Below are 22,726 nucleotides of genomic sequence, written 5' to 3' on the forward strand. Positions count from 1 at the left end.
CTCGTCAATCGAGCTTTGCAAGCCTCCGATCAGCCAGCGTTGCCATCGTAAAAGACCTTTTGATGTGGGACATTCCAGAACGCCTCGTCATTCAAGATGCTCAGGAAACGCTGTGCAGAATTCCCATCACCATATTCTGTATGCGGGTCATATCGCTTACCCCAATTCGATTTCAAGAATTCGGTAATCTTTGCGTCCTCGTCCGCTGCGGCGTGAATCACAGATGGTGCCACCGCGCGATTGGTTTGCCGCGTGCCTATGTTCAGGCTTGGAATACCAAGGAAGGGTGCTTCGCGCACACCTAAGCTGCTGTTGCCGATTATCGATCCGGCGTGTTTCATTAAAGTTGAAAAATAGGAGAACCGCATCGAGGGAATGATGCGGAACCGATCAGACGGCAGCCCGTTGATCGCCTCCATAATGTCATCACTTCCTGGATCATTATTTGGCTTGATGACCACGAAATGACGACCGGATTCCCGCAGGTTACGGAAGAGCTCAAGCGCCTGCTGCTTCATCGAATCTTGTTCCGATGTCACCGGATGGAAAAGGATGACGGAATAATCCGAGAATGGGATGTCGTAATGGTCTAGAACTTCATCAATGCCTACGGACTGTGCTGCCTTGTGCACATCCATCTCCGGCGATCCGATCACATACACCTGTTCAGGCGCCTCACCAAGCGAGAGCAAACGCTTGCGGGCGGTTTCTGAGCTGACGAAATGGTACTTGCAGAGCTTGGAATTACAATGCCGATAGATCTCATCGATGGTTCCAGATACTTCACCACCTTCAATATGTGCGCAGGGAATGTAATTGATAGAGCAGACCAGTGCTGCAGCAAGCGCCTCAACCCGGTCGCCGTGCACAATCACCAAATCCGGCTTCTCTTCATTCACCCAATCCGAAAATCCGAGCACGGTTTTAGAGAGGATGATGTCCTGAGGGTCGCCATGCCTATGGTTTATGAACTCGTGGCATGTGGCTCCTTCGAAACGACGCACTTCAAGCGCCGTCAGCCCGAAGCGTTCCAACATATGCATACCAGTGATGAAGAACACCACCGAATGCCCATCATCGGCGGCCACCCGGGCCAGCGGTTCAATCTTGCCGAAATCTGCGCGCGTACCGGTAACAAAAAGTACCTTCTTCTTGCCCATTTAACTGTGTCCTAACTCAAATCGTCCCAGCGCAGCTGTTGGTTGCGCTTCAGGTCAACGTTCAGCGTCTTGCCGATGACATTATAAAACTCATAGCCTGAGATTTCTCCCGAACCCGGGCGGCGGGCCCAAATATCATCCTTAGTCAGAACCGTGCCGGAAGGCAGATCCCGTTCCGCCACAACTGAACTGCGGGCGAAGCGGTAGACATCCTCTTCAGCTGTGCTGCGCTGTTTCGGGTTGTTTGCTGCTATATGAATTTCACGACTGCGATCAATCAAGAATTTCAGTTCTGCGGGATCCATTGAGCACGAGATGTCCGGCCCCTTGCGATAGCGGGTATCTGTATAGTGACGCTCCAGGATGCAAGCCCCCAGTGCGACTGATGCCAGAGCCATATGCGGCCCTATGCTGTGATCAGAAAACCCTATTGGCACACCCGGGAAAGCTTTGCGCAGCTCTGTCACACCGGCCAGAGAGACGATTTCAGGAGGCGAGGGGTAAAGGTTGGTGCACTCGAGCAGCGCATATTCGGTGCCTGATTTTTCGAGAACCTCAACGGACCTGCGCAGCGTGTCAATCGACTGCATCCCCGTACTCATGATGATCGGCTTGCCAAAAGCGGCAATATGTTCAATCAGCGGGATGTTATCGCATTCTCCCGACCCAATCTTATAGGCCGGCACGTCAATGCTTTCCAGAAAATCCGCCGCTGCCCGGGAAAACGGGGTCGAGATGTAGATCATCCCTAAGCGTTCAACATACTCCTTGAACGCTGTCTCTTCTTCCAATGACAGCGAATTCTGGATCATCACATCCCAGATCGACATATCAGCGTTAGGCGGGAAGATGTTCTTGGCCTCGTCGGTCATTTCATCTTCGACAATATGCGTTTGGTGTTTTACAGCCTCACATCCCGACTGAAAGGCCGCGTAGGCCATCTGTTTTGCGACCTCAAGTTTACCACCGTGATTGATACCGATTTCCGCAATTACCAAGGGGGGATGCTCAAAGCCGATTTTGCGACCTGAAATTTCCATCTATACGTCCGCTTTCTGATTGTTGCGTGAGTTAATAGCGGCTTCACAAAGCATGAAATCAGCCTGACAATCAATATCCAAAGATGTCGTTTGGTCCATTTCAAAGACAGCGACATCCGGTGACGCAAATCCACCATTCTTCAGAAACCAACCTGCCTCAAAGATGTAGATTGCGCCATTCGGCCCAAAGACCGGTGGAAGCGCTTGACGATTGGAAAACACCCACTCCGCTTGGCCCAGTGGAATATAACGGTCCCCTTCGACAAAACCATATTTAAGAATTGATCGCTCTTTCTCGCTAACCGACATCAATAACGGAGAATCGCTAGTGCGAAACACCTCTAATGCGGACGCAATATGCGTAGCATCTCTTAAGGGTGAAGTGGGCTGCAGCAACACCACAATTTGTTCGGGATCCACTTCGGCCTCAAGGACGTGCATCATTACATCGGCCATCGGCACTGCATCACCCGCAAGAGCGGCGGGTCTCGGCAACGTTTCAACCCGCGAAGATGCCACCATTTCAGGCAACTCAGGGATATCCGTGGAAATCAGAACTCTACCAATGCCCGCTTCAAGAGCTTCATCAACTGCATAGCGATAGAGTGGCTTTCCTGCGAGAGGTTTGATATTTTTCTGCGGCAATCCTTTCGACCCTGCTCGCATTGGGATGATCGCCACGGTATCTTCCATGGTCACCGCCTTCTTACCTTCTTCCAATCTCACTCTCCCAATTGCACCACGTCAACGGCCATTCCGGTTCAACAACCAGTCACTTTGAAGGCGTCGCATTTTGCGAAGCAACATCAGTAGTTGTATAGGGTAGATGCCCGACCAGCTATTCCAATCCTGCGGAGCGTCAGGATGAGGCCGCACCTTCACCGCCTCTCCATCCCTTACAGGAGCCACATCCAAGATGCTGGTCAACACCATATCTGAGGACGCGCAGGCCAAAGATACATCACATTTCTGCAAAAGCTCCAAAATGGAGCAGTCAAGATCTCTTGAATGCAGTTTCCGGTCGTAGTCCGGTTTGTGAACTGCATCGCCTAACAGCTTCTCCTGATGGACACCGCTGGTGAAGACATATCTCGTATCACCTTGATATAGATCGACCCCTGTTAAGATGATATCATGGGCACCCATCGCGTGGGCGACCAAAATGGCTTGTATACCTGACGTCGGTTTGGCTTGATACTTAGCCATGAGTTCATCTATGCCGCGTTGCAGGCCTTGCGCCAAGGATGGCACCTTCAGTTCGGGCCACTGACCAAGTTTGCGCGCTGCAACCTTTCGGGATTTTGGATGGGTGGCCACCCAAGCACCTAGTTTATATTTCTCCTTGGAAAGTTCGGCTTTCAGAGTTGCCAGCAAGAAGGGAACCACGCGCGGGTCACCAGACACGAATGCTAGATCTACTCGCTGACCTAAGTAGTATTCAGGCTCAAAGAAAAACGAGTTAATACGCACCATTACATCAGTGGCCAGAACCCGCCCAGGCTCTACCGAACACAAGGATGGGCCATTCCCAGCTACAACCACCGAATTGCCTTCGAATACCCTTTGCATTCCGCCCAATCTTTCGAGCCTCGGGACGTCGAACATCTTGCGTCCAGAGGCCTTTCAATACACTTAAAGCCGGAATTACATAGATACCCTGAAACAGCAACCTTTAAACGTTTTATGCGTAAATCTAGGCAGACCCGGGCACATCTCAAACTGGGGCGCGACAGATCCTCTATCTTTTTGAAAAGCACGCAGCGCGGGCCGCGCCATGAGAGGTGCCCCAGAAGCCAGGTTTCCCCGCAGGATCGTTACATCCATCAACGTCCGGAGCATGCGACGCCCCGTGAGATCTTCGGAGGCAGTGAAGGCGCTCTGATGATCTTCGTGCGTGTCCAAGGCATGATAAACATGGCCTCTCTGCTCGAAAGGCAAACCCGCTTCGCCGTCCTGTTCCGCAGCAACGATCGGAGCTCGGCGCATCTGAGGAACAAGCAGATGGGTGTGATGGGCCGCTGCCCCAATCCGCGCGGCGCTTGATCGCCTTCGACCGAGGCTTTGCGCTCCGTGCATGTCGAGAGTTGACATCTGGCATTAGCACGGGAATCCGGTTTTTGAGATCCGCAAGCGCCGTGGCAAAGGGATCGGTCGAGAAGCTGAACAAACTTGCCGTTAATACCCGCCCCGCGACGCCCTGCCCGCGGCGTTTTCAAATCGCCATATGAAGGCGATTTGCAACCGCCTGAACGGAACACCCAGAAAATGCCTCGAATGCCCTCCAGCCGAGGCATTCAATGACGAGAAGATGAAACTGAGATAGCGGAAAACGTCGCAACGCCCCTTGAGCCATCAGCGAAACACTTTGGCCTGACCTGAGCCCCAAGTTTCTTCCACCGTGCGGAGAGTCCTTGGGTTTGGTTTGATGGCGTTGCGCGGCCTGTTTGTCCATTGTTCTTTTCTCAGCAAATTCTCTGGGCGCCAGGTTCCCGAACGCCTACGAATGCGGCAAATCAGTGTTGTTGTCCTCCTGCCAAGCTTCCAGCGTGTCCCGGCAATCTCGAACGCCAGTTCGGGGCGTTTGTCGATTATTATAACAACCAGTGTTACTATAAGAGCCTGAACAACGTCACACCTACCGCCGTCCACTTCGGGCGCGACAAGGTCATTTTCAGACAAAGGAAAGGGATCAAGAGACAGACAATCATACACCGCCGCTTTCAATATCAAAAACAAGCCGCACAATCAGTCACACAAATGAGCCAAAACCCCCGATGCTCAAGCCGCTCTGATGTCCCATTTTGTATGGCGACTTGTATGGCGATGGACAATCAAGAAACAACCTTTTGCCTTTAACCGGACACGCCGCTGTCGCCAGACGTGCCGGGTAAGTACGGCTCAAGCCGCGCCCACAAAACATCCGACACCACAAACGGTTGCTAGATCACTCAGACCTCCATTTTGGCAGTTTGAATCAGAAATCAGAACAAATGGGATTTCTGATGTCCACGGACCCTAAACCATCGCATATCTTTCGATGTTGGACAGAGTATTGAGCGATGTGCGTCCCAGATCCACGCATTCTGCTCCAAAGGGTGGACAAATCCACCGCCCGCTCCTATTCACCAATGCGCAGTATTTGCGCTTTTTCAGGAGTGAAAACAGATGTCGATTTTCGTATTTACCAATTTGATCGCAGGTGTGTCAGGGTTGGACAAGTCCTCGCTCAATACGGCATCTTTGTTCGCTCAGGCGGGGTACGACACCCACATCGTAAACTGTGTGGGCGCCGAAGGGGGCTTCAAATTTATTGAACCCAAGATGCCGGTTGATCCCCGTGTCTACATCCATTCTTTGCAGGCGTGGGCGCCGGATGGTGGCAAGCATTTGCATGAGAAGTTCAAGATCGCATATACGCTGGTGCAACCCCTGTTACGGGCGAGTTTCACCAATCATGATCTCCGAGCGCTACGCAGTTTCAACGAAATGATTGGTGAGGAAGATATCATCATCTTCACTCACCCATTGCAAGCCGTGCTATTTCACCTCGCCCTAGGTGATCAGGAAATTTCCTGCACGACCATACTTCAGATCCATGGAAACTTTACAGAGGGTGCAGAAGACCACAACCGAGAGCTGTTGCTGGAAGGGCTGTCGCGAGTCAACAAGTTGCAGATTGTCTCAGAAAGTATGCGTTCCGACATTAAATCCATTACGGGTTTCAAGGACGAAGACATCCTGTTCATTCCCAATGTGCATTTCCCCGTCAAAATTGAACGCAAGAAGCACGAAACCTTCAACGTTGCCATTATCGGGTCATTACAGGACCGCAAAAACCAAATCGACGCTGTCAAAGCAATTCAACTATTAGATGACAACAGCATTCACCTTAATATCTGGGGTGGCGCAAATAATGCTTATGGAAAATTTCTAAAACTGTATGTTCAAAATTCCGGAATTGAAAACAGAGTGAATTTTTGTGGGTTGGGTGATGAGCGTCAACTATACGAAGCTACTGATTTGGTCATTCTGACATCAAGAAACGAAGGATTTGGCTATACGCTCGTTGAGGCCGCCACGCATAGTATTCCCTGCGTGGCCTACGATTATGATTATGGTGCTGACGAGGTCATCGAAGACGAGCAGAATGGGTATATCGTACCTATGTATGATATTGATCAGCTAGCGGAGCGAATTGCACAATTGCGCAACGATGACGCGTTACGCAACAAACTGGGCCATGCAGCTCGACAAACCTTTGATGAGAAGTTTTCACCTCAATCTATTCTTGTCCGGTATCAACAACAGTTCCCTGATACGGTCGCCACTCGCGGCGACGCTGTAGCTCAGCATTTTCTCCGAGATGGCAAAATCATTGCTCAACAAGGCACCGTTGAACAGAAAAACTATCGGATTTTTCGGAAGCTCGTTGCCAGTCTCTATCGCTTCACAGAAGTCTCAGATGCGGGGAGCTACAACATTGCCCGGTTCTGTACAGCTCATAATGGTCTGAATGTCGCCCATTCTTCACTAAAGGGACGCGCCAAGGTTTTTCTGAAACGTGTCACTAACCGAGGCAAGCTAATGTCACGTAACTTCTTGCTGGCCGGGCGGATTGGGGATGGGTTCTCCTATATACTGAACACCACAGTAAAAGGTGACGTTGAAGAGGTCCGCGAATATAGCCGGTATGCACCTGAGCTGCATGATCAAACCTGCTTGACCAAAGCGGACGTGTTCTCGAACACTTCTGGCCCCTACATTCCTTACCCGTCCTACGAACCGATCAGGTCACTGACAGACGAAAATGGGCGCCCGATCCGCTACGTCACCAAGCAGCTGACCCGAAACGGCACCACGGCCCCCCATTTCCATTTTCATGGCACATTTGCAGAAATGCATTTGGTTTTTAACTCGGGCAAGAAAACCACCTACACAAACCCGGGGTGGACATATAAGTCAATTTTCGAAAAGCTGATTGAACTTGAACAAGAGCATGACTTCTTGAACTACACTGTGGCTGATGTTCACGTGTGGGAATTGATCCGAGCACCCGTGATCGAACAGTTGATGATGGCCTTCGGCATGTGGGACGAGCATTTCTCAGGCAGCCACAAACCCGACACCCGTTATCACGGTACAAAACGGTTGCGCGAAGCCCCCTCTTCTGAACGATTGCTGTTCGAGTTCACCCGAAAAAGCGGTGATATAGATCCGCGCACCAGGCATCTGCGTCAGGGCGACTGCGTCATCGTCGAATACCCCCAGACTTTCGGGTACACTGTGGGCAGCTACACTGACGGCCCAGTCTATCCCATCGACGACTTCAACAAGGCGGCTCAAAAAATGCGCGGCCTGCGCCACGCTCACAAATACAAGGGTGATTTTTTCGAAGATATTTTCCGCGATACGTTCAAATTGGACATTGATTTCAAAGGTATGATCAATGCCCGAATTCTGAAATTCCGCCGGGAACTTAACTTCTGGGATGCATATTTCGCGAAACGACAAGTCAAAGAAGCCGTCATTCCCAGCGCCTATTGGTCAGCAGGGATCTGTAGTGCTGCTAAGAAAAACAATGTAAAAATCACTGATGTGCAGTATGCACTAGAGGGAAAACTGCATCCCACTAATACGTTCTCGGCCAAGGCTGCCTACACGGCAGATACATTTTATGCTTGGAGCGATTACTGGAAAGAAGACGTCCCAAAATACGGTGAAGTCCTTGTTCGCAAGCGGAAATTTGCAGACGCCAAGCCGATGGATGAAGCCTTTGATTTCTGCATTCTGTCACAGCCACGGGTAAAAAATCCGATCAAACGTTTTGCTGTTGAGTTGGCAAATCGTTATCCAGATAAGAAAATTGCCTATTGCCTCCACCCGGATGAAGATCTTTCTCAAGAAATCCGGGACAAGGACTTCGCCACATACAAAAACATACGCGTTCTGCATGGTTCATCCACCAATGCGACACTTTCGTCCAATATCGTAGTTGGTGGCTATTCTACGACACTTTACGAAGCAGCCTATTTTGGGAAATCGGTTTATGTCTTGCCAGTGCCCGGTTGGGAAAACGTGGAGCGCGCGGTGGAGGAAGGCATCTTTCGTCTGGTAGAACATGTGGAAGACCTCACGGTTTTCCCCCCCTCACCACTGGCAAAGTCCTTGTTTTAGTGCCCTCAGCCATCGACCATCTATCGGCAAGTTCTGTGACGGTCAGGAAGCCGCTTAACCTTGGCGGCTTCGCTTTATTAGTCCCTCGGAAGATTTGGGGTGCCACAACCTGAACACTTCCGGCATCCTAAGCCAAAAGACATCCGCGATATTGCGTCCGATAGCTCGGCGCAATATGCGCCAGCGATAAGCTTGCAATTTTTCTTTGCAAAGGTTGATCAATTTCTCTCGGCTTAGAGTTTTAAAGGACAAGTAGGTTGGCCCATCACTCTCCCCCCTCAGAAAATTGTGATGAATGCCAAATCGGACAACATCCTCTTCAACCAAGAAACCCTGGGCAGGAAAATCACAAGGTTTTGGATCCCCAGCTTCATTGAACCACGGCTTCTTAGGGAAGAAGTCCTGACAAGGCACCCAATCCCGTCCGTTATACGACGCAACCAAGCGCAACGCGGTATAGCGGGGGTTAACCACGGGCAGCAATCCCAGAAACACACCATCGATGTATTGAAAGCACGGCCCATAAAAGAAGTCGTCTTCCTCAAGACGGATATATCTTTCATCCAGCATCTGAAACCCACCCAACTTTTTAAGGTTCCGCCCCGCTGCAAACTGTATTCGGCGCTCTCCTCGCTTTGGGTTTGCTCTTAGAAAAACATAATACTGCTGGTTGCCACTACAATAAAAGCAAGATGGTGGTCCGTCTATGTCGCCCAACATACCCCAAATCTCGCGGGCGTTGACAATTCCCGGATGATTGCCATCCACAACCAGTTGGCCACGATCAAAGGTACTGGCGTCACTGGTTCGAAAAAGATACAGCCCAGCGGAATGAGGTCGATCCGCCACCGTGTTTTGTCCCCCCAAAGCAAATGGGGTTCCCTCATTACTGGTGAATGCCGAAAAATTGTGGCAGGCGCTGCTATTCGCCAGAACCGACGCCTTGACCTCAAAGCCTTTATCGAAAGCCCCGATTAAATGGTTTGTATTGCTGTAATTTTTTGCACGGCGGCCAAAAATATGAATGTCATGCCCCAGCTTGATAATGCTGAAATACCCAGCCCCCTGATTGCAGTTGACAACCACCCCATCTGTTTCGAATTCCAGCAAGCTCAAACCTCAATATTTCTGGCCACGCCTATATTGCAGACAAATGCTGGCAGCACCACAGTGATCTTGACAGAACTCTATGGCGAACGTCATCAGCAGCAACACTCTGTTCGAAATCTCGTAAAATGCGTTGCCAGTGCCCAGCTTTTGTCACATTTGGGCAAGCCACATTTAACACTCTCCCCCAATCCTGATCTGGCAAGAAATTGCGTGGGTATTTGGGAAATTGGGGTGAACCATGTTGGGGTTTTCCGTAGTAGGGAAACTCAGCGGCGGTGGGTACAATCACGTTGCTGGGATCATGGACACACAAGTTGTGTGGCAGAATTCTACTGCCTATCTGATCAGCACCACCAGTGCAGATGGTGGTCTTTCGGTCTTTCGAGTCAATTCAAACGCGTTGACCCTAGTCAATGAGCGCAGCTTTCAACCCGGCGATTTCCCAGGGGGGGAAGCTAAGCTACAACTGATCTGCATGGGATCGCAGAAATACCTGGTACCGTTTGGGCAGTGGGCCCCGTCCGTCAAGGGATACGAATTCTCACAATTCGGCACACTGTCCGGACCAAACAATTTGACAGTCGACGGAAAGCTTAGTGCCCTATGCAGCTTGCAGATTGGGTCCAGCACCCATCTCTACGGCGCCGCAGCCGGGGAAACAGGCTTTGATCACTTCAACGCCCAATCATTGCAAAACATCTCATTACAAAACAGTCTCAGCACAGCCACCATTCCAAACCAATCCGATGTGGTTGAAATCAAGTCTGCCAAGATAGGTGGTAACGACGTTCTAGTCACGATCTCGCACCAGGAACATGCCATCAAAACCTTTGTTTTGGATGCAAGCGGCAAACCTGAACAGGTTGGAGATCTAAGCGCCAACCATTTCATCCCCCTGTCCAACCCAACCCAATTCGAGTTGGTAAGTATTGCTGGCAAAACCTATGCTATCGTTGCCGCTGCTGGGAACTCTTCACTGACCGTTTTCCAAGTGCAGTCAGATGGCTCTTTGCAAATCATAGATCACGTGCTGGACGACCTCACAACACGGTTTCACAAAGTATCGGAACTTGCGGCTGTCACCGTAGACGACCGAGTTTTTGTCGCTGCGGCCGGTGCGGATGGAGGTATTTCCCTCTTGCAGTTGATGCCGGATGGAAAACTGTTGCACCACAGCGTGATTGCCGACAGTCACCAAACCACTCTGCGCAACATCTCAAGCCTGAGCGCCGAATATGTGGGGGACAAGATCCATGTCTTCGCCACCAGCGCAACTGAACCCGGCATCACCCATCTTACAGTCACCCCTGGCACTTTAAACGGCGCTATCTCAGGGGGCAGCGGGGCCGACGTCCTTACTGGTCATGACGGCCGGGGTGATGTCATGACCGGTGGTGCTGGAAACGACTGGCTGAACGGTCAAGGCGGCAACGACATTTTGCAAGATGGCGAAGGATTAGACAATCTGCGCGGAGGCAGCGGACAAGATACATTCATCCTGGTTGCGGATGGGACCAGAGATATCATCCGCGATTTCAACCCCAATGAAGATCGCTTGGATCTGTCGCAATTTCGCATGTTGTACAGCACAGCACAGATCACAATCAATTCGACATCTTTCGGTGCAACGTTGCACTTTCGGGACGAACAGATCGACGTTTATTCCCACAACGGAAACCCACTAAATGCCTCACATTTCCCAACCCACAAAGTCATCGCAATTACCCGTCCGCCCCTAAGCCTGGAATACATCCCTCAAACCATCAATGGCTCCAGCGCTTCAGAACTGCTTTCCGGCGGGTTTGGAGACGACACGCTGAACGGATATGGAGGGAATGACACATTATACGGCTCTGCCGGAGCAGATGTTTTGAATGGCGGGGAGGGCATGGATACGGCCTCTTACGTCGGAATGATTGGCGCCGCCTATGTCGACCTATCAAACGGTACTACTAACGGAAGCGCCAAAGGAGACGAGTTGAATTCCATCGAACACATTATCGGTACTGCCGATAACGACAGCTTCGTTGGGAACAGTGCTGCAAATTATTTACAAGGCGAGGCTGGCAACGATACGCTACAGGGGGGATCTGGAGCCGATACTTTGGATGGAGGTACTGGGTCAGATATGGCTAGTTATTTAGAGGAGGTGCATTCCGTATCCATCTCCCTACTAACTGGTACGCTAGCCGGGGCTGCAGCCGCGGATGTGTTAATCAGTATCGAAGATTTGCAGGGCAGCAACCAAGGCGACAGACTTGAAGGCAATGCGAAGGCCAACCACCTTCGGGGGGCGGCAGGGAATGATACACTTATCGGTCTGGGTGGAGAGGATATCCTGAATGGCGGCACCGGATACGATCTGGTGGACTATACCGGCGAACTCGGAGCCGTGACACTTTCACTTCTGATCAACCATTCTGCACAAGCTGCAGCTGGCGACAGCTATTTTAGCATCGAAAACATCAAAGGCACGGGTTTTGATGACAGGATAGATGGCCATGATGGCATGAACTACATCTATGGCCGCGATGGAAATGACAGGATCAAGGGGCATGGTGGCACTGATCGCCTGTTCGGCGGCAACGGCCACGATTCCATTTATGGCGGGTCCAGCAACGACAAGCTCTATGGCGAGGTCGGCAATGACAAGCTTTATGCCGATAGTGGCAATGACCTGCTCTTTGGCGACTACGGTTATGACCGCCTGTTTGGCGGAACCGGGAACGACACTTTGGTCGGCGGAGCTCATGGCGACTATCTCAGTGGTGGGTCCGGCTATGACTTAGTGGACTATTCCGAAGAAACCGGGTCAGTGACATTGTCCCTGCTCAGGAATTCAACTTCTCAGAACGCGATCGGTGACAGTTTCAGCAGCATCGAAAACATCAAAGGCACGGGTTTTGATGACAGGATAGATGGCCATGATGGCATGAACTACATCTATGGCCGCGATGGAAATGACAGGATCAAGGGGCATGGTGGCACTGATCGCCTGTTCGGCGGCAACGGCAACGATTATATTCATGGCGGGTCCAGCAACGACAAGATTTACGGTGACGGCGGCAATGACACTTTAGTCGGTGGGAAACATAGCGATTATTTGTATGGCGGGACCGGCTATGACATGGTGGATTACTCTGTTGAGCAAAGCGCGGTGACTCTATCGCTGCTTAAAAACAGCTCTTCCCAAGCCGCTGCAGGTGATCGTTTCTACAGCATCGAAAATGCCAAAGGCACTGGCCACGGCGACAAGATCGAAGGCCACAACGGGATGAATTACATTTTCGGTCGGGACGGAAATGATAAGATCATGGGCCATGGTGGTACCGATCGGCTGTTCGGCGGCAACGGACATGACTCCCTTCATGGCGGGTCCAGCAACGACAAGATCTATGGCGAGATCGGCAATGACATATTGTACGGCGACAGCGGCAATGACCTTTTGTATGGCGATGAGGGGTATGACCGGCTGTTCGGCGGCGGCGGCAATGATACACTGATGGGCGGAGCACATGGCGATTACTTCAGCGGCGGATCTGGTTATGACTTGGTGGATTACTCCGAGGAAACCGGCGCTGTGAACGTGTCTCTGCTTCGGAACACGGCCTCTCAGGCCGCTGCAGGCGACAGTTTCAAGAGCATCGAACATGCAAGGGGCAGTGCCTTTGATGACCGCGTGGATGGGCACGACGGCATGAATTACATCTATGGCGAGGCGGGTGCAGATACGATCAAAGGCCACGGTGGTACAGACCGACTGTTCGGCGGTGATGGCAATGATTACATCTATGGTGGGTCCAGTAACGACAGACTCTATGGCGAAGCCGGGGATGATATACTCAACGGAGGAAACGGAAATGACCTCTTGTCGGGAGGTGAAGGCGCGGATGATTTTGTATTTAACTCCGGCGCGGATGTGATCTCGGACTTCGATCCCACAACCGATGAATTGATAATTGATGCCAACTTGCTGCTCGGTCCAAGTAAAACCTCTGCAGATGTCATGGCATTGGCAAACGTTGTAGGCGGGAGTACTTTGATTAACTTCAGCAATGGCCACACTCTATCTATCGAAGATGTAGCAGATCCAACCCTGCTTATGCATAGCATCACTATTATTTAACTTGTGTAGAACCACATGCTACTTCAACAGCTGACCGCGCATCCGCCGGTAAATCCTCTGTGCACGGCGGCCGGGTAAGGGCATGAACATCGCAGCTGTCAGGTAAAACACATACAAATCCATGCGCAGGGATTTATGCTTATGATAGATCAGATCGATGCGTGCCTTGCGGGGCACGGATCGGCGGATATAGGCGGCCTCGGTTTCTTCCGGGCTATGGCATTGGGCCAATATCCATTCCTCGTGCCGGTGAAACACCACAGAAGCCAGGCCGGTGATGCCAGGGGTATCCTTCAAAACCTGCTCGTAGATGTCCCTGCAATTGCGCACATACCGCGGCTCGGGCGGGCGTGGGCCGACAAAACTGATATCGCCACGCAAGACATTAATGATCTGTGGCATCTCATCCAAGCGGGTCTTGCGCAAAAACCGCCCCATCGAAGTGATCCGTGACGATTTATGCCCGCCGGTCACCCCTTTGTTGTCGCGCTCATGCACAACCGTCATGGTGCGGATTTTCAGCAGGCGAAATTTGCGCCGCACCGATTTCATACGGATCGAGCGATACAGGAACGGATGTCCATCTTTATAGATGACCACGGCATATAGACCCACCAGCAGCGGAGCGACCACCACAGACAGGGCACAGGCCAAAGCCAGGTCAAATATGCGTTTCGCGGTCAGCTGTCCGCTCCTAATCCCTCGCGGGCTCAGGGCTCTCAGGCCCCGTCAAACCCAAATCCAGTTCGGCCGACCGAAGTATACGCCTCGAATCCCGCCCGTTTTGCATCTTTAGCAGCGTATATATTGCGCAAATCCGCCAGTCGAGGGGTAGACATGCGCTTTGCCAGACGTTTCAGGTCCAGCGCGCGAAATTCGTTCCATTCGGTCAGGATCACAATCGCATCGGCGTTCTGCGCCGCCTTATAAGCGTCTTCGGCCCAATGCGCCCCCGGCAACAGCGCCTCGCCCTCATGGCGACCTTGCGGATCCACCACACGCACTTTGGCCCCGCCGCCCACCAGCGCAGGCACGATGGTCAAGGCAGGGGCGTCGCGCATGTCATCGGTGTTGGGTTTGAAGGTCACACCAAACACCGCCACCGTTTTTCCATTCACGCTGCCACCGCAGATATCCATGATCTTGTCGATCATCCGGCGCTTCATTTCCTCGTTCACCGAAATCACGGTCTCGGTGATCTGCATCGGCAGGCCATGTTCTTGCCCGATCCGCGCCAAAGCTTTGGTATCCTTTGGAAAACAGCTACCGCCATAGCCGGGGCCCGCATGCAGGAACTTATTGCCGATCCGACCATCCAGCCCGATCCCCTTAGACACCTGTTTCACATCGGCCCCCACCCGTTCACACAGGGCGGCGATCTCGTTTACAAAGGTGATCTTGGTGGCAAGGAACGCGTTGGCCGCGTATTTGATCATCTCGGCGCTTTCCAGATCGGTGGTGACAATCGGGAAATCACGCAGGAAGAGCGGACGATAGATTTCATCCATCACCTCACTGGCGGCCTCGGTCTGCACACCGACCACCACGCGATCAGGGCGCATGAAATCGTCAATCGCGGCCCCTTCGCGCAAAAACTCGGGGTTCGAGGCCACGTCAAATTCCAGATCTGGCCGCGCTTTGTGAATGATCTGTTTCACTTTGCGATTGGTGCCCAGTGGCACGGTGGATTTGGTGACCACCACTGTGTAACCCTCAATCGCGGCGGCGATTTCTTCTGCCGCGTCAAAGACATAGGTCAGATCCGCGTGGCCGTCCCCACGCCGCGTGGGCGTACCGACAGCGATAAACACTGCATCGGAATTTCGCACCGCATCTGCCAGATCCAACGAGAAGCTCAGCCGGCCAGCGGCAACATTCTTGGCCATCAGTTCGTCCAGGCCAGGCTCGTAAATCGGCACCTCCCCCCGGTTCAACATCTCGATCTTACCCGGATCCTTGTCGACGCAGACCACCTCATGCCCAAAATCCGAAAAACAAACACCCGAAACCAGGCCCACATAACCCGTTCCGATCATAGCAATTTTCATAAGCACTGCCCTCTTCTGAGGTCTATATTATTATGTCAGCGTGGATGCGTCATCCGTTGCCAACTGTCAATGAAAAGCGGGTTTTCCGCAAGTTTCCGCCATAGGATCGCCCGATTTGCATGTTTGCTTGATCGGGATGAAAAATTAGGAAATAGGTGCGTCATGCTGAAAGCCACTTTTCTTGCAGCGGCTCTTGCGCTTGGATCCGGAGCGGCCGCCGAGGCCGGGTGCCGACTGCAATCGGTTGCCGGGGTCAATGCCCCGCTCCCCGCCAAGAATATCAACCGATCCCTTCTGAATGCCGCGGTCTTGGCAGAGGTCAATTACGCGCGTTGCAAACACGGGCGCAGCGCGCTGCAATCCACCAGTGGAATGACAAAACAGGCAGACGCGCATAGCAAATGGATGGCCAAGGCCCGCAAGCTGACCCATCGCGGTCGCACCACACTGACAGGACGCCTGAAAGGCTCTGGCGTGCGGTTTCGCACGGGGGCAGAAAACATCGGCGTATTCCACGTTTATCGCGTTGACGGGGTGATGACGCGTGACGTGGATATCCGCAATTGCCGAATCGTTTATATGGACGGATCCCCGGTTCCGCGGCACAGCTATGCCTCGATTGCCAAGATGGCGGTCGGCTATTTCATGTCCTCTTCCAAGCACCGAAAAAACCTACTGTTGCGCAAAATCAACATGGTTGGCAACGGATCGGGAATCGATTTGAGGGCTGCACGCTGTGGAAAAATCTATATGACACAGCTTTTTGCGGGTTAATCCCATGACAAACGCACATGATTATGGCTTTACTGCCACAGGGCGCGATTCTTCTGGTTCGCGGGTGCAGAATCCAAAAATCAGACTTTCAAAAATCGACCCATTGTGCGAAAAACACTTCGAAGGCTCGTCCTGCAGGCGCGGCCCTTAATTTAACTTATGGAGTAAAACACATGAAAAAAGTGATCGCTCTGGCCGCAGCTGGCCTGATCGCCGCCACCCCTCTGGTTGCTGGCACCCTGGAAACCCCGATCGTTGAGCCCGAGCTGGTTGTTGTTGAAGAAGCAGCTTCGTCGCTGAACGGCACCACCGGCGCTCTGCTGGGCGTTGCACTGCTGGGTGGCCTGATCGCCATCATCGCAGACGACACCACCACGACCCCGGAAGATTGATCTGATCCTTCCTGATTTCAGGAACTCAGAACGTTTAAAACGGCAGGCCTTCGGGCTTGCCGTTTTTTATTGCGTTTCCGGCCATGCGTCTCTGCCAAGCAGAAGCCGAGGGATTGGCACAAAAAAACCGCCCGTTGGGCGGCCTTTCTTTGATCAAAGATACAATCTTTTTGCCCTCTGAAGGCGGGGTGGTCAACGCAGCGGCTGCACCACCAAATATCCAACGGGACTATTTACCCATTGGCGTGACTTCAGGATGCGACCACCTTTCCCGACCCAATAAAGGTTTTTGATCCTCAGGGACGACCCGGAATGGCGACAGGTTTCTGACATCACCGTCGCCACCTCGTTAATCTCGCCAACGGAAACAGTGTCTTCCTGCAGCGGCTTCACCTTACAATCCACCACCAACTCGGTTGTTTCCGCCAAACCGCTCAGATGAAAATAGCTGCGCCGATACGCGGCCTTCTGCTTGCCCAGAATGGCCGATGTTGCCCGACCCGGCTTTGAGGCCATCAGATCCTCACCCAGCCCGCGCGTTGAGGTCAGCACGCCTTTGCGCAGCACCAGGGATTGTTTGTTCGCGGCCTGCCAGGTGACATAATCACCATTGGTTTGGATAGGGGTCATCGCAGAGACGCCCTTGGTCTTTTCATTCACGATCAGAGCAATCGGCCCCGAAGTTGCAGCAAGAGACGCGGTCACAGCGGCGTTGGGATCCGCCGGGGCACCAGTGGCAGAGCCAGATTTGCCGCCCTTGCGCGCCCCAACTTTCTCGGCCACACCAGATCCGATATCCTTAATGAGACTGCCCCAAAGCTTGGGAAGTTCTGTTTCGCTTTTATCATTGCCGCAGCCAGACAGAACCAATCCTGCGCAGATCGCTGCCGCGACGAAACCACCGCGAAATGCCCGTTCACGTTTATAGGTCATCGCCAGAACTTGCCCCATTGGCCTGCCAACGCGTGGCCGTGGCCTTCTTCCACCCAGTCATACAGGCGTCCGTCCACATCAAGACGCACCCCACCGTCACGCGCAAGCGAGCGGATCTTGGTAAAGGTTTCGTTTTTCGTCGGGGTGCCCAAGGCCCATTCCAACGGAATGTTGAAACGGATGCCCTTGTCAAATGACCCCTCGCCAAATTCGTCGGCTGACACATTTGTCACCGTGGCATAGGCTCCGACACTCCAGCCGTTTTCAAACTCACGGTCGATCTCAAACGTTGCGCCCCAGTCGCCAGCCAGATACTTCCCGGCATGAACCCGGGTGGTGAACCCGTAATCCCATTCATAATAGGCGGACACATGGCCTGTGACGGTGCTGTAGTCCTGAAAACCAAACAGCTGGTTGAAATCACGTTGTTTGACCCAGTTCACCTCGGCCCCCAACGCCAGGCGGCTATCCACGGGTTTCCACAGAAGTTCCCCCGAAACACCGCCGAACATCCGTTCCAGATAGCCCGCCGTCACGCGCCCATAAAGGTTTGGGGCGGGCCGAGTATACCAAGCGGCCGTCAGGTTACGGATCGCCGGATCCCCCTCTCGCGAATAAAACGGCGCATTGGTGCGCACCGGTGCCAGGCTTTCATTGCCCTCTGACAATTTCGCATCCGGATCGCCAAGGCCGCCCAACAGCCTTTTGGTCAAAGCCCCTGACAGGATCAGATTTGGCGTGATTTCATACCGGCCTGACAACCTCAAACCTCCGGCGGCGCGAACGGGGGAGTCAGGATCAAACAGGCTCAGCTCGACATAAGGCGCCAACGCCCAGGTGAATCGGGGATAGACATCGGGAGTTGTCACCATATTGGCATCTCCGCGACGACTGTCTTCGATGTCTGCACGCGCAAAAATCTCGGGTGCAGGGGCATGTTCCAGACGTTCAACGTCAGATCTCTTTATCGCCACGGTTGACAGGGGAATCCCATTTTCTACCAGTGTGATACGGAAGTTTTCCACCGATGCCGGCATGACGCGTGTCAGCAAACGGGCGGCACGGCCCACCGCCTGCGCTTCAGAGGAATACCGGTTGTTGATCAGGCGCAACTCAACCTCACGGCTGGTCAGAGACATGGCCTGAAGCTCCTGCCCGTCTTTCCTCAGGTGCTTGGCCAAAATGGCCTGAAGGTCGGTTTTGTTGCTGGGATCACTGATCCATTCATCTGACCAGCCGCTTGCCCCGCGCGGACGCACCGGCAGAGGCGCAGCTTCGTTGCCAGATCGGGCCGAGGGGCGACGCGGGTTAACCTGAATGTTCACCTGCGCACCAAAGGTGTCCCCATGCAGATAGAACAGACCCAGGTTGAAGATCGGTGAAATCTTGTAATCCACCATGAAATTGAACGGGGACTTCTCATTGATCACCCCAAGCCGGTTTTCCCGCGTATAGGTATCCGAAGAATACTCAGCCTTGAACAACAGCTTGTCGTTCACCTGATAGGAAATCCCACCGAAAGGCGCAAAATCACCTTTGAACCACTGCCCCGAGCTAAGCGTACCGCCACGACCGAAATCCAGGCTCGGACGGTCCCCAAACAGCGAAGCGACCGGATCCCGGCGCCCCAAACGCCCCCAACCAAGACCACCGGTCACCCGTAGGCGGTTGTCGAGAAAGGACTTCGTCGCCACCACATATTCCGAAGAATAAACACCCGTACCGATAAAATCGTTCAACCCAACAGAAACCGCTGGCAGATATTTGCTTTCGTTCAGCAAACGGAACCGCACGTCAAAACTGCGGTCAAAATAATCATAAGCCCCAACCGGACCACCAAAATCAGCGATCTTTGTGTACCGGAAGCTTGCGGTGATCCTTGGTGTCGCCTGAAAGGTCAACGCACCACGGGCGTGCGCCCCATAGTGTCCATAGCTCAGCACAAACTCGCTGTCCGGCGCCACTTCTGCAGTGGGCATATCCACCAGACCGGGCATGCCCGAGATGTTGTAAGACGTTGTAACAGTTGAAATTTCAGCTGCAGCCGTCAAAGGCAGACAGGCGCTGACCGCGCCGATTGCCAAGGAAGTTGAAATACGCCCCCGCATACACCCAATCCATATCCATTTTTTTCTTCCCCCTCCTTACCGGATCAGGGGCAGTTGCGCACCCCCAAAGCGTTGAAAATGCGAATTCTCTGCCAAATGTCGCCCAATTGCACATGTTGCGGTGGTGGCTTTCCCTCGCGTCCACCCATGAATTGTAACGCCACGTTATCAAAGCCCTTCGTGACACGCCTACGCTAGGCTGGTGGGACAACGACGCCGGAGAACAAAATGTCCCTCATCACCCCAACAACCGCCTGGGCCAGCGATGAACACCGCATGTATGCCGACATGGCCAACCGTTTCTTTGCCGATGAACTGGCCCCCAATATCGACCGCTGGGTGGATCAGGGCATTGTCGAGCGCGCCTTCTGGAATACCGCAGGTGCCGCTGGCATCATGGGGGGTGCCATCCCCGAAGAATATGGCGGCGCGGGCGGCGACATGGGATTTGAAAGCATCACCATCTATGAACAGACCCGCACCGGCGATTGCGGCTGGGGGTATGGCATCCAGTCGATCGTGGTGCATTACATCACGGCCTATGGCACCGAAGAACAGAAACAGCGCTGGCTGCCCGGGCTGGCTTCGGGCGAGATTGTCGGTGCGATTGCCATGACCGAACCCGGCACCGGATCGGACCTGCAGGCGGTGAAAACCCGCGCCGAGAAAGACGGAAACCAGTATAAAATCAACGGTTCCAAGATCTTCATCACCAACGGCCAGGCCGCCGACCTGATCATCACGGTTGCCAAAACCGACCCCAACGCCGGATCGAAAGGCGTGTCGCTGATCGTGGTGGAACCGGACAAATGCGACGGGTTTTCGCGCGGCAAGAACCTGAAGAAGCTGGGCATGAAGGGCAATGATACGTCGGAACTGTTTTACGAAGACGTGAAGGTGCCGCTGACCAACCTGCTGGGCGCCGAAGAGGGGCAAGGCTTCTATCAGCTGATGAAACAACTGCCCTGGGAACGGCTTCTGATTGCCATCCAGGCGCTGGGTGCAATTGATTACGCCATTGAACAGACCGTGGCCTACACACAAGAGCGCAAGGCCTTTGGCCAGCGCGTGATGGATTTCCAGAACACCCGCTTCAAATTGGCGGAATGCAAAACCAAGGCCGAGGTGCTCCGGTCATTTGTAAATGATTGCGTGGGCCGCCTGATCGACGGCACATTGGACGCCCCCACGGCGTCGATGGCGAAATACTGGGGCAGTGAAGTGCAGAACGAGGTGATGCATGAATGTCTGCAGCTGTTTGGCGGGTATGGCTATATGATGGAATACCCCATTGCTCGGCTCTATGCCGACGCGCGCGTGCAGATGATCTATGGTGGCACCAACGAGATCATGAAGGAACTGATCGCCCGCTCGCTTGACGTGTAGGCGGTGCTCCCGCGTCCTTGCTCCCTTCGGTCGCCGGACTTGGGCCCGGCTCACCTTGTGAGACTTTTCAGTTTGCGCCGCTGCGCGCCGCGGGTCAGTTTGCGCCGCTGCGCGTCGCGGGTAAGGGGCTCTGCCCCTCGCCTCTTTGAGGCTCACCCCGGGATACTTACGGACCAAAGATGGCAGGGACACACCTTCGAAAGACTGACGTGACGTAGCGTCGGTTGCTTTGATCGCGCCCCACATACGCCAATTTCGCGCTATCTTTGGTCGGGAAATATCCTGGGGTGAATGGGCCGAAGGCACAGAGGGGCAACGCCCCTGCCCCGAAACAACACGAGGGATGGGATCATGGCGGGTACAGGGCCTTTGGCAGGCGTGAAGGTGGTGGAAATTCAGGGGCTTGGCCCCACGCCTTTCGCCGCCATGTGGCTGGCGGATATGGGGGCGGACGTGGTGCGCATTGAGCGGCCCAACCTGAAACCGTTGATCCCGCAGAAAGTGGATGTGCTCAATCGCGGGCGCGGCTTTGTCGCGCTGGATTTGAAGAATGACAAAGATCGCGAGCAGGCGCGGGCCCTGATCCGCGCGGCCGACATGTTGATCGAAGGGATGCGCCCCGGGGTGATGGAGCGGTTGGGGCTGGGGCCCGAGGATTTCCCCGAAAATCCCGCGCTGGTCTATGGGCGCATGACCGGTTGGGGGCAGACGGGCCCGCTGGCCCATGCGGCGGGGCATGACATCAACTACATCTCGATCACCGGCGCGCTGCACGCAATCGGTGGCGATCATCCGGTGCCGCCCCTGAACCTGTTGGGCGATTTCGGCGGCGGGGCGATGTATCTGGTGGCGGGCATGCTGGCCGCGCTTCATGCAGCGAAGGCAACCGGCAAGGGACAGGTCGTGGATTGTGCAATCACCGATGGCACAGCGCATCTGATGGCGATGACCTATTCGTTATACGGGTCCGGATTGTGGGTGGATGCGCGCGAACAGAACCTTCTGGATGGCGGCGCGCCATTTTACACGGTGTATGAATGCGCCTGTGGCGGGCATATCTCGGTCGGTGCGTTGGAAGCAAAGTTTTATGCCGAATTGCTGGAGCGGATCGGATTGGCGGATGCCGATCTGCCGGCACAAATGGACGTGTCCGGTTGGCCAAAATTACGCGCAGCATTTGCGGCCAAATTCCTGGAAAAGACCCGCGATGACTGGGCCGCGCTTTTGGACGGCACCGATGCCTGTGCCGCGCCCGTCCTGTCGATGGCAGAGGCTGCTGACCATCCGCACAATCAGGCGCGCGGGGCGTTTACTCAGATTTCAGACGTGGTTCAACCGGGTTCCGCGCCCCAGCTGACCGGTACGCCCGGGGGGGCTACGGCGGGCGAGGAGAAGGTCCCTCAGTTGGTGCAAGATGTGCTTGCGCGCTGGCAGGGCTAACCCGCAAACGCGGTTTGAAAACTTTAAAGTTTTGG

15 protein-coding genes and 1 pseudogene are annotated in these 22,726 nt (G+C 53.7%); 7 read left to right on the forward strand and 9 right to left on the reverse strand.

Going from position 1 to position 22,726, the window contains the following annotated elements; genetic code table 11:
• Positions 1–29: 29 nt before the first annotated feature.
• The 4 genes from neuC to ACP15V_RS15095 are packed head-to-tail and all read right to left on the reverse strand — an operon-like array spanning position 30 to position 3,805.
• The gene (neuC, locus tag ACP15V_RS15080; protein WP_424944548.1) at positions 30–1,160 is read right to left on the reverse strand and encodes a UDP-N-acetylglucosamine 2-epimerase; all 1,131 of its coding nucleotides are present in this window, start codon (positions 1,158–1,160) and stop codon (positions 30–32) included.
• Between the two features lie 11 nt (positions 1,161–1,171).
• Complete coding sequence (locus ACP15V_RS15085; RefSeq protein WP_424944549.1) at positions 1,172–2,200, reverse strand: N-acetylneuraminate synthase family protein; 1,029 nt, start codon at positions 2,198–2,200, stop codon at positions 1,172–1,174.
• A complete protein-coding gene (locus tag ACP15V_RS15090; protein ID WP_424944550.1) occupies positions 2,201–2,893 on the reverse strand; it encodes a cytidylyltransferase domain-containing protein in 693 nt (230 codons plus the stop codon).
• A 51-nt stretch (positions 2,894–2,944) separates the two neighbouring features.
• A complete protein-coding gene (locus ACP15V_RS15095) occupies positions 2,945–3,805 on the reverse strand; it encodes an alpha-2,3-sialyltransferase (RefSeq protein ID WP_424944551.1) in 861 nt (286 codons plus the stop codon).
• A gap of 153 nt (positions 3,806–3,958) precedes the next feature.
• Here ACP15V_RS15095 and ACP15V_RS15100 point away from each other — a divergent pair.
• A pseudogene (locus ACP15V_RS15100) lies at positions 3,959–4,523 on the forward strand (IS30 family transposase); the annotation flags it as partial.
• A gap of 842 nt (positions 4,524–5,365) precedes the next feature.
• Complete coding sequence (locus ACP15V_RS15105) at positions 5,366–8,374, forward strand: glycosyltransferase family 4 protein (RefSeq protein ID WP_424944552.1); 3,009 nt, start codon at positions 5,366–5,368, stop codon at positions 8,372–8,374.
• 54 nt (positions 8,375–8,428) lie between these two features.
• Here ACP15V_RS15105 and ACP15V_RS15110 read toward each other — a convergent pair whose 3' ends face one another.
• Positions 8,429–9,490, reverse strand: coding sequence for a hypothetical protein (locus ACP15V_RS15110; protein WP_424944553.1), 1,062 nt, complete (start codon positions 9,488–9,490; stop codon positions 8,429–8,431).
• 232 nt (positions 9,491–9,722) lie between these two features.
• Here ACP15V_RS15110 and ACP15V_RS15115 point away from each other — a divergent pair, with 232 nt between their 5' ends.
• Positions 9,723–13,610: a hypothetical protein gene (locus ACP15V_RS15115; protein WP_424944554.1), complete on the forward strand. Its 3,888-nt coding sequence runs from the start codon at positions 9,723–9,725 to the stop codon at positions 13,608–13,610.
• Positions 13,611–13,628: 18 nt separating this feature from the next.
• On the opposite strand, the gene ACP15V_RS15120 is transcribed toward ACP15V_RS15115, so the two are convergent.
• Together ACP15V_RS15120 and ACP15V_RS15125 are read right to left on the reverse strand one after the other, a co-directional pair.
• Positions 13,629–14,333 carry a sugar transferase gene (locus ACP15V_RS15120; protein ID WP_424944580.1) on the reverse strand — a complete coding sequence of 235 codons (705 nt, stop codon included), beginning with the start codon at positions 14,331–14,333 and terminating at the stop codon, positions 13,629–13,631.
• A complete protein-coding gene (locus tag ACP15V_RS15125) occupies positions 14,330–15,658 on the reverse strand; it encodes a UDP-glucose dehydrogenase family protein (RefSeq protein WP_424944555.1) in 1,329 nt (442 codons plus the stop codon). The genes ACP15V_RS15120 and ACP15V_RS15125 overlap by 4 nt, the downstream gene beginning before the upstream one ends.
• Before the next feature lie 162 nt (positions 15,659–15,820).
• Between ACP15V_RS15125 and ACP15V_RS15130 the strand changes: the two genes are divergently transcribed.
• Both ACP15V_RS15130 and ACP15V_RS15135 read left to right on the forward strand, forming a co-directional pair.
• On the forward strand, positions 15,821–16,432 hold the full coding sequence (locus tag ACP15V_RS15130; RefSeq protein ID WP_424944556.1) for a CAP domain-containing protein: 612 nt from the start codon (positions 15,821–15,823) through the stop codon (positions 16,430–16,432).
• Positions 16,433–16,605: 173 nt separating this feature from the next.
• Positions 16,606–16,824, forward strand: coding sequence for a hypothetical protein (locus ACP15V_RS15135; protein ID WP_424944557.1), 219 nt, complete (start codon positions 16,606–16,608; stop codon positions 16,822–16,824).
• Between the two features lie 192 nt (positions 16,825–17,016).
• On the opposite strand, the gene ACP15V_RS15140 is transcribed toward ACP15V_RS15135, so the two are convergent.
• Positions 17,017–17,757, reverse strand: a complete 741-nt coding sequence (locus tag ACP15V_RS15140) for a YjbF family lipoprotein (protein ID WP_424944558.1) — start codon at positions 17,755–17,757, stop codon at positions 17,017–17,019.
• On the reverse strand, positions 17,754–19,808 hold the full coding sequence (locus tag ACP15V_RS15145; protein WP_424944581.1) for a YjbH domain-containing protein: 2,055 nt from the start codon (positions 19,806–19,808) through the stop codon (positions 17,754–17,756). Before ACP15V_RS15145 ends, ACP15V_RS15140 begins: the two co-directional genes overlap by 4 nt.
• A 285-nt stretch (positions 19,809–20,093) precedes the next feature.
• Here ACP15V_RS15145 and ACP15V_RS15150 point away from each other — a divergent pair, with 285 nt between their 5' ends.
• Together ACP15V_RS15150 and ACP15V_RS15155 are read left to right on the forward strand one after the other, a co-directional pair.
• Positions 20,094–21,251: an acyl-CoA dehydrogenase family protein gene (locus ACP15V_RS15150; RefSeq protein WP_424944559.1), complete on the forward strand. Its 1,158-nt coding sequence runs from the start codon at positions 20,094–20,096 to the stop codon at positions 21,249–21,251.
• Between the two features lie 351 nt (positions 21,252–21,602).
• Positions 21,603–22,691, forward strand: coding sequence for a CaiB/BaiF CoA transferase family protein (locus ACP15V_RS15155; RefSeq protein ID WP_424944560.1), 1,089 nt, complete (start codon positions 21,603–21,605; stop codon positions 22,689–22,691).
• Positions 22,692–22,726: the final 35 nt, after the last annotated feature.

This window comes from Aliiroseovarius crassostreae, assembly GCF_049803815.1.
Taxonomy (GTDB): Bacteria; Pseudomonadota; Alphaproteobacteria; order Rhodobacterales; family Rhodobacteraceae; genus Aliiroseovarius; species Aliiroseovarius crassostreae_A.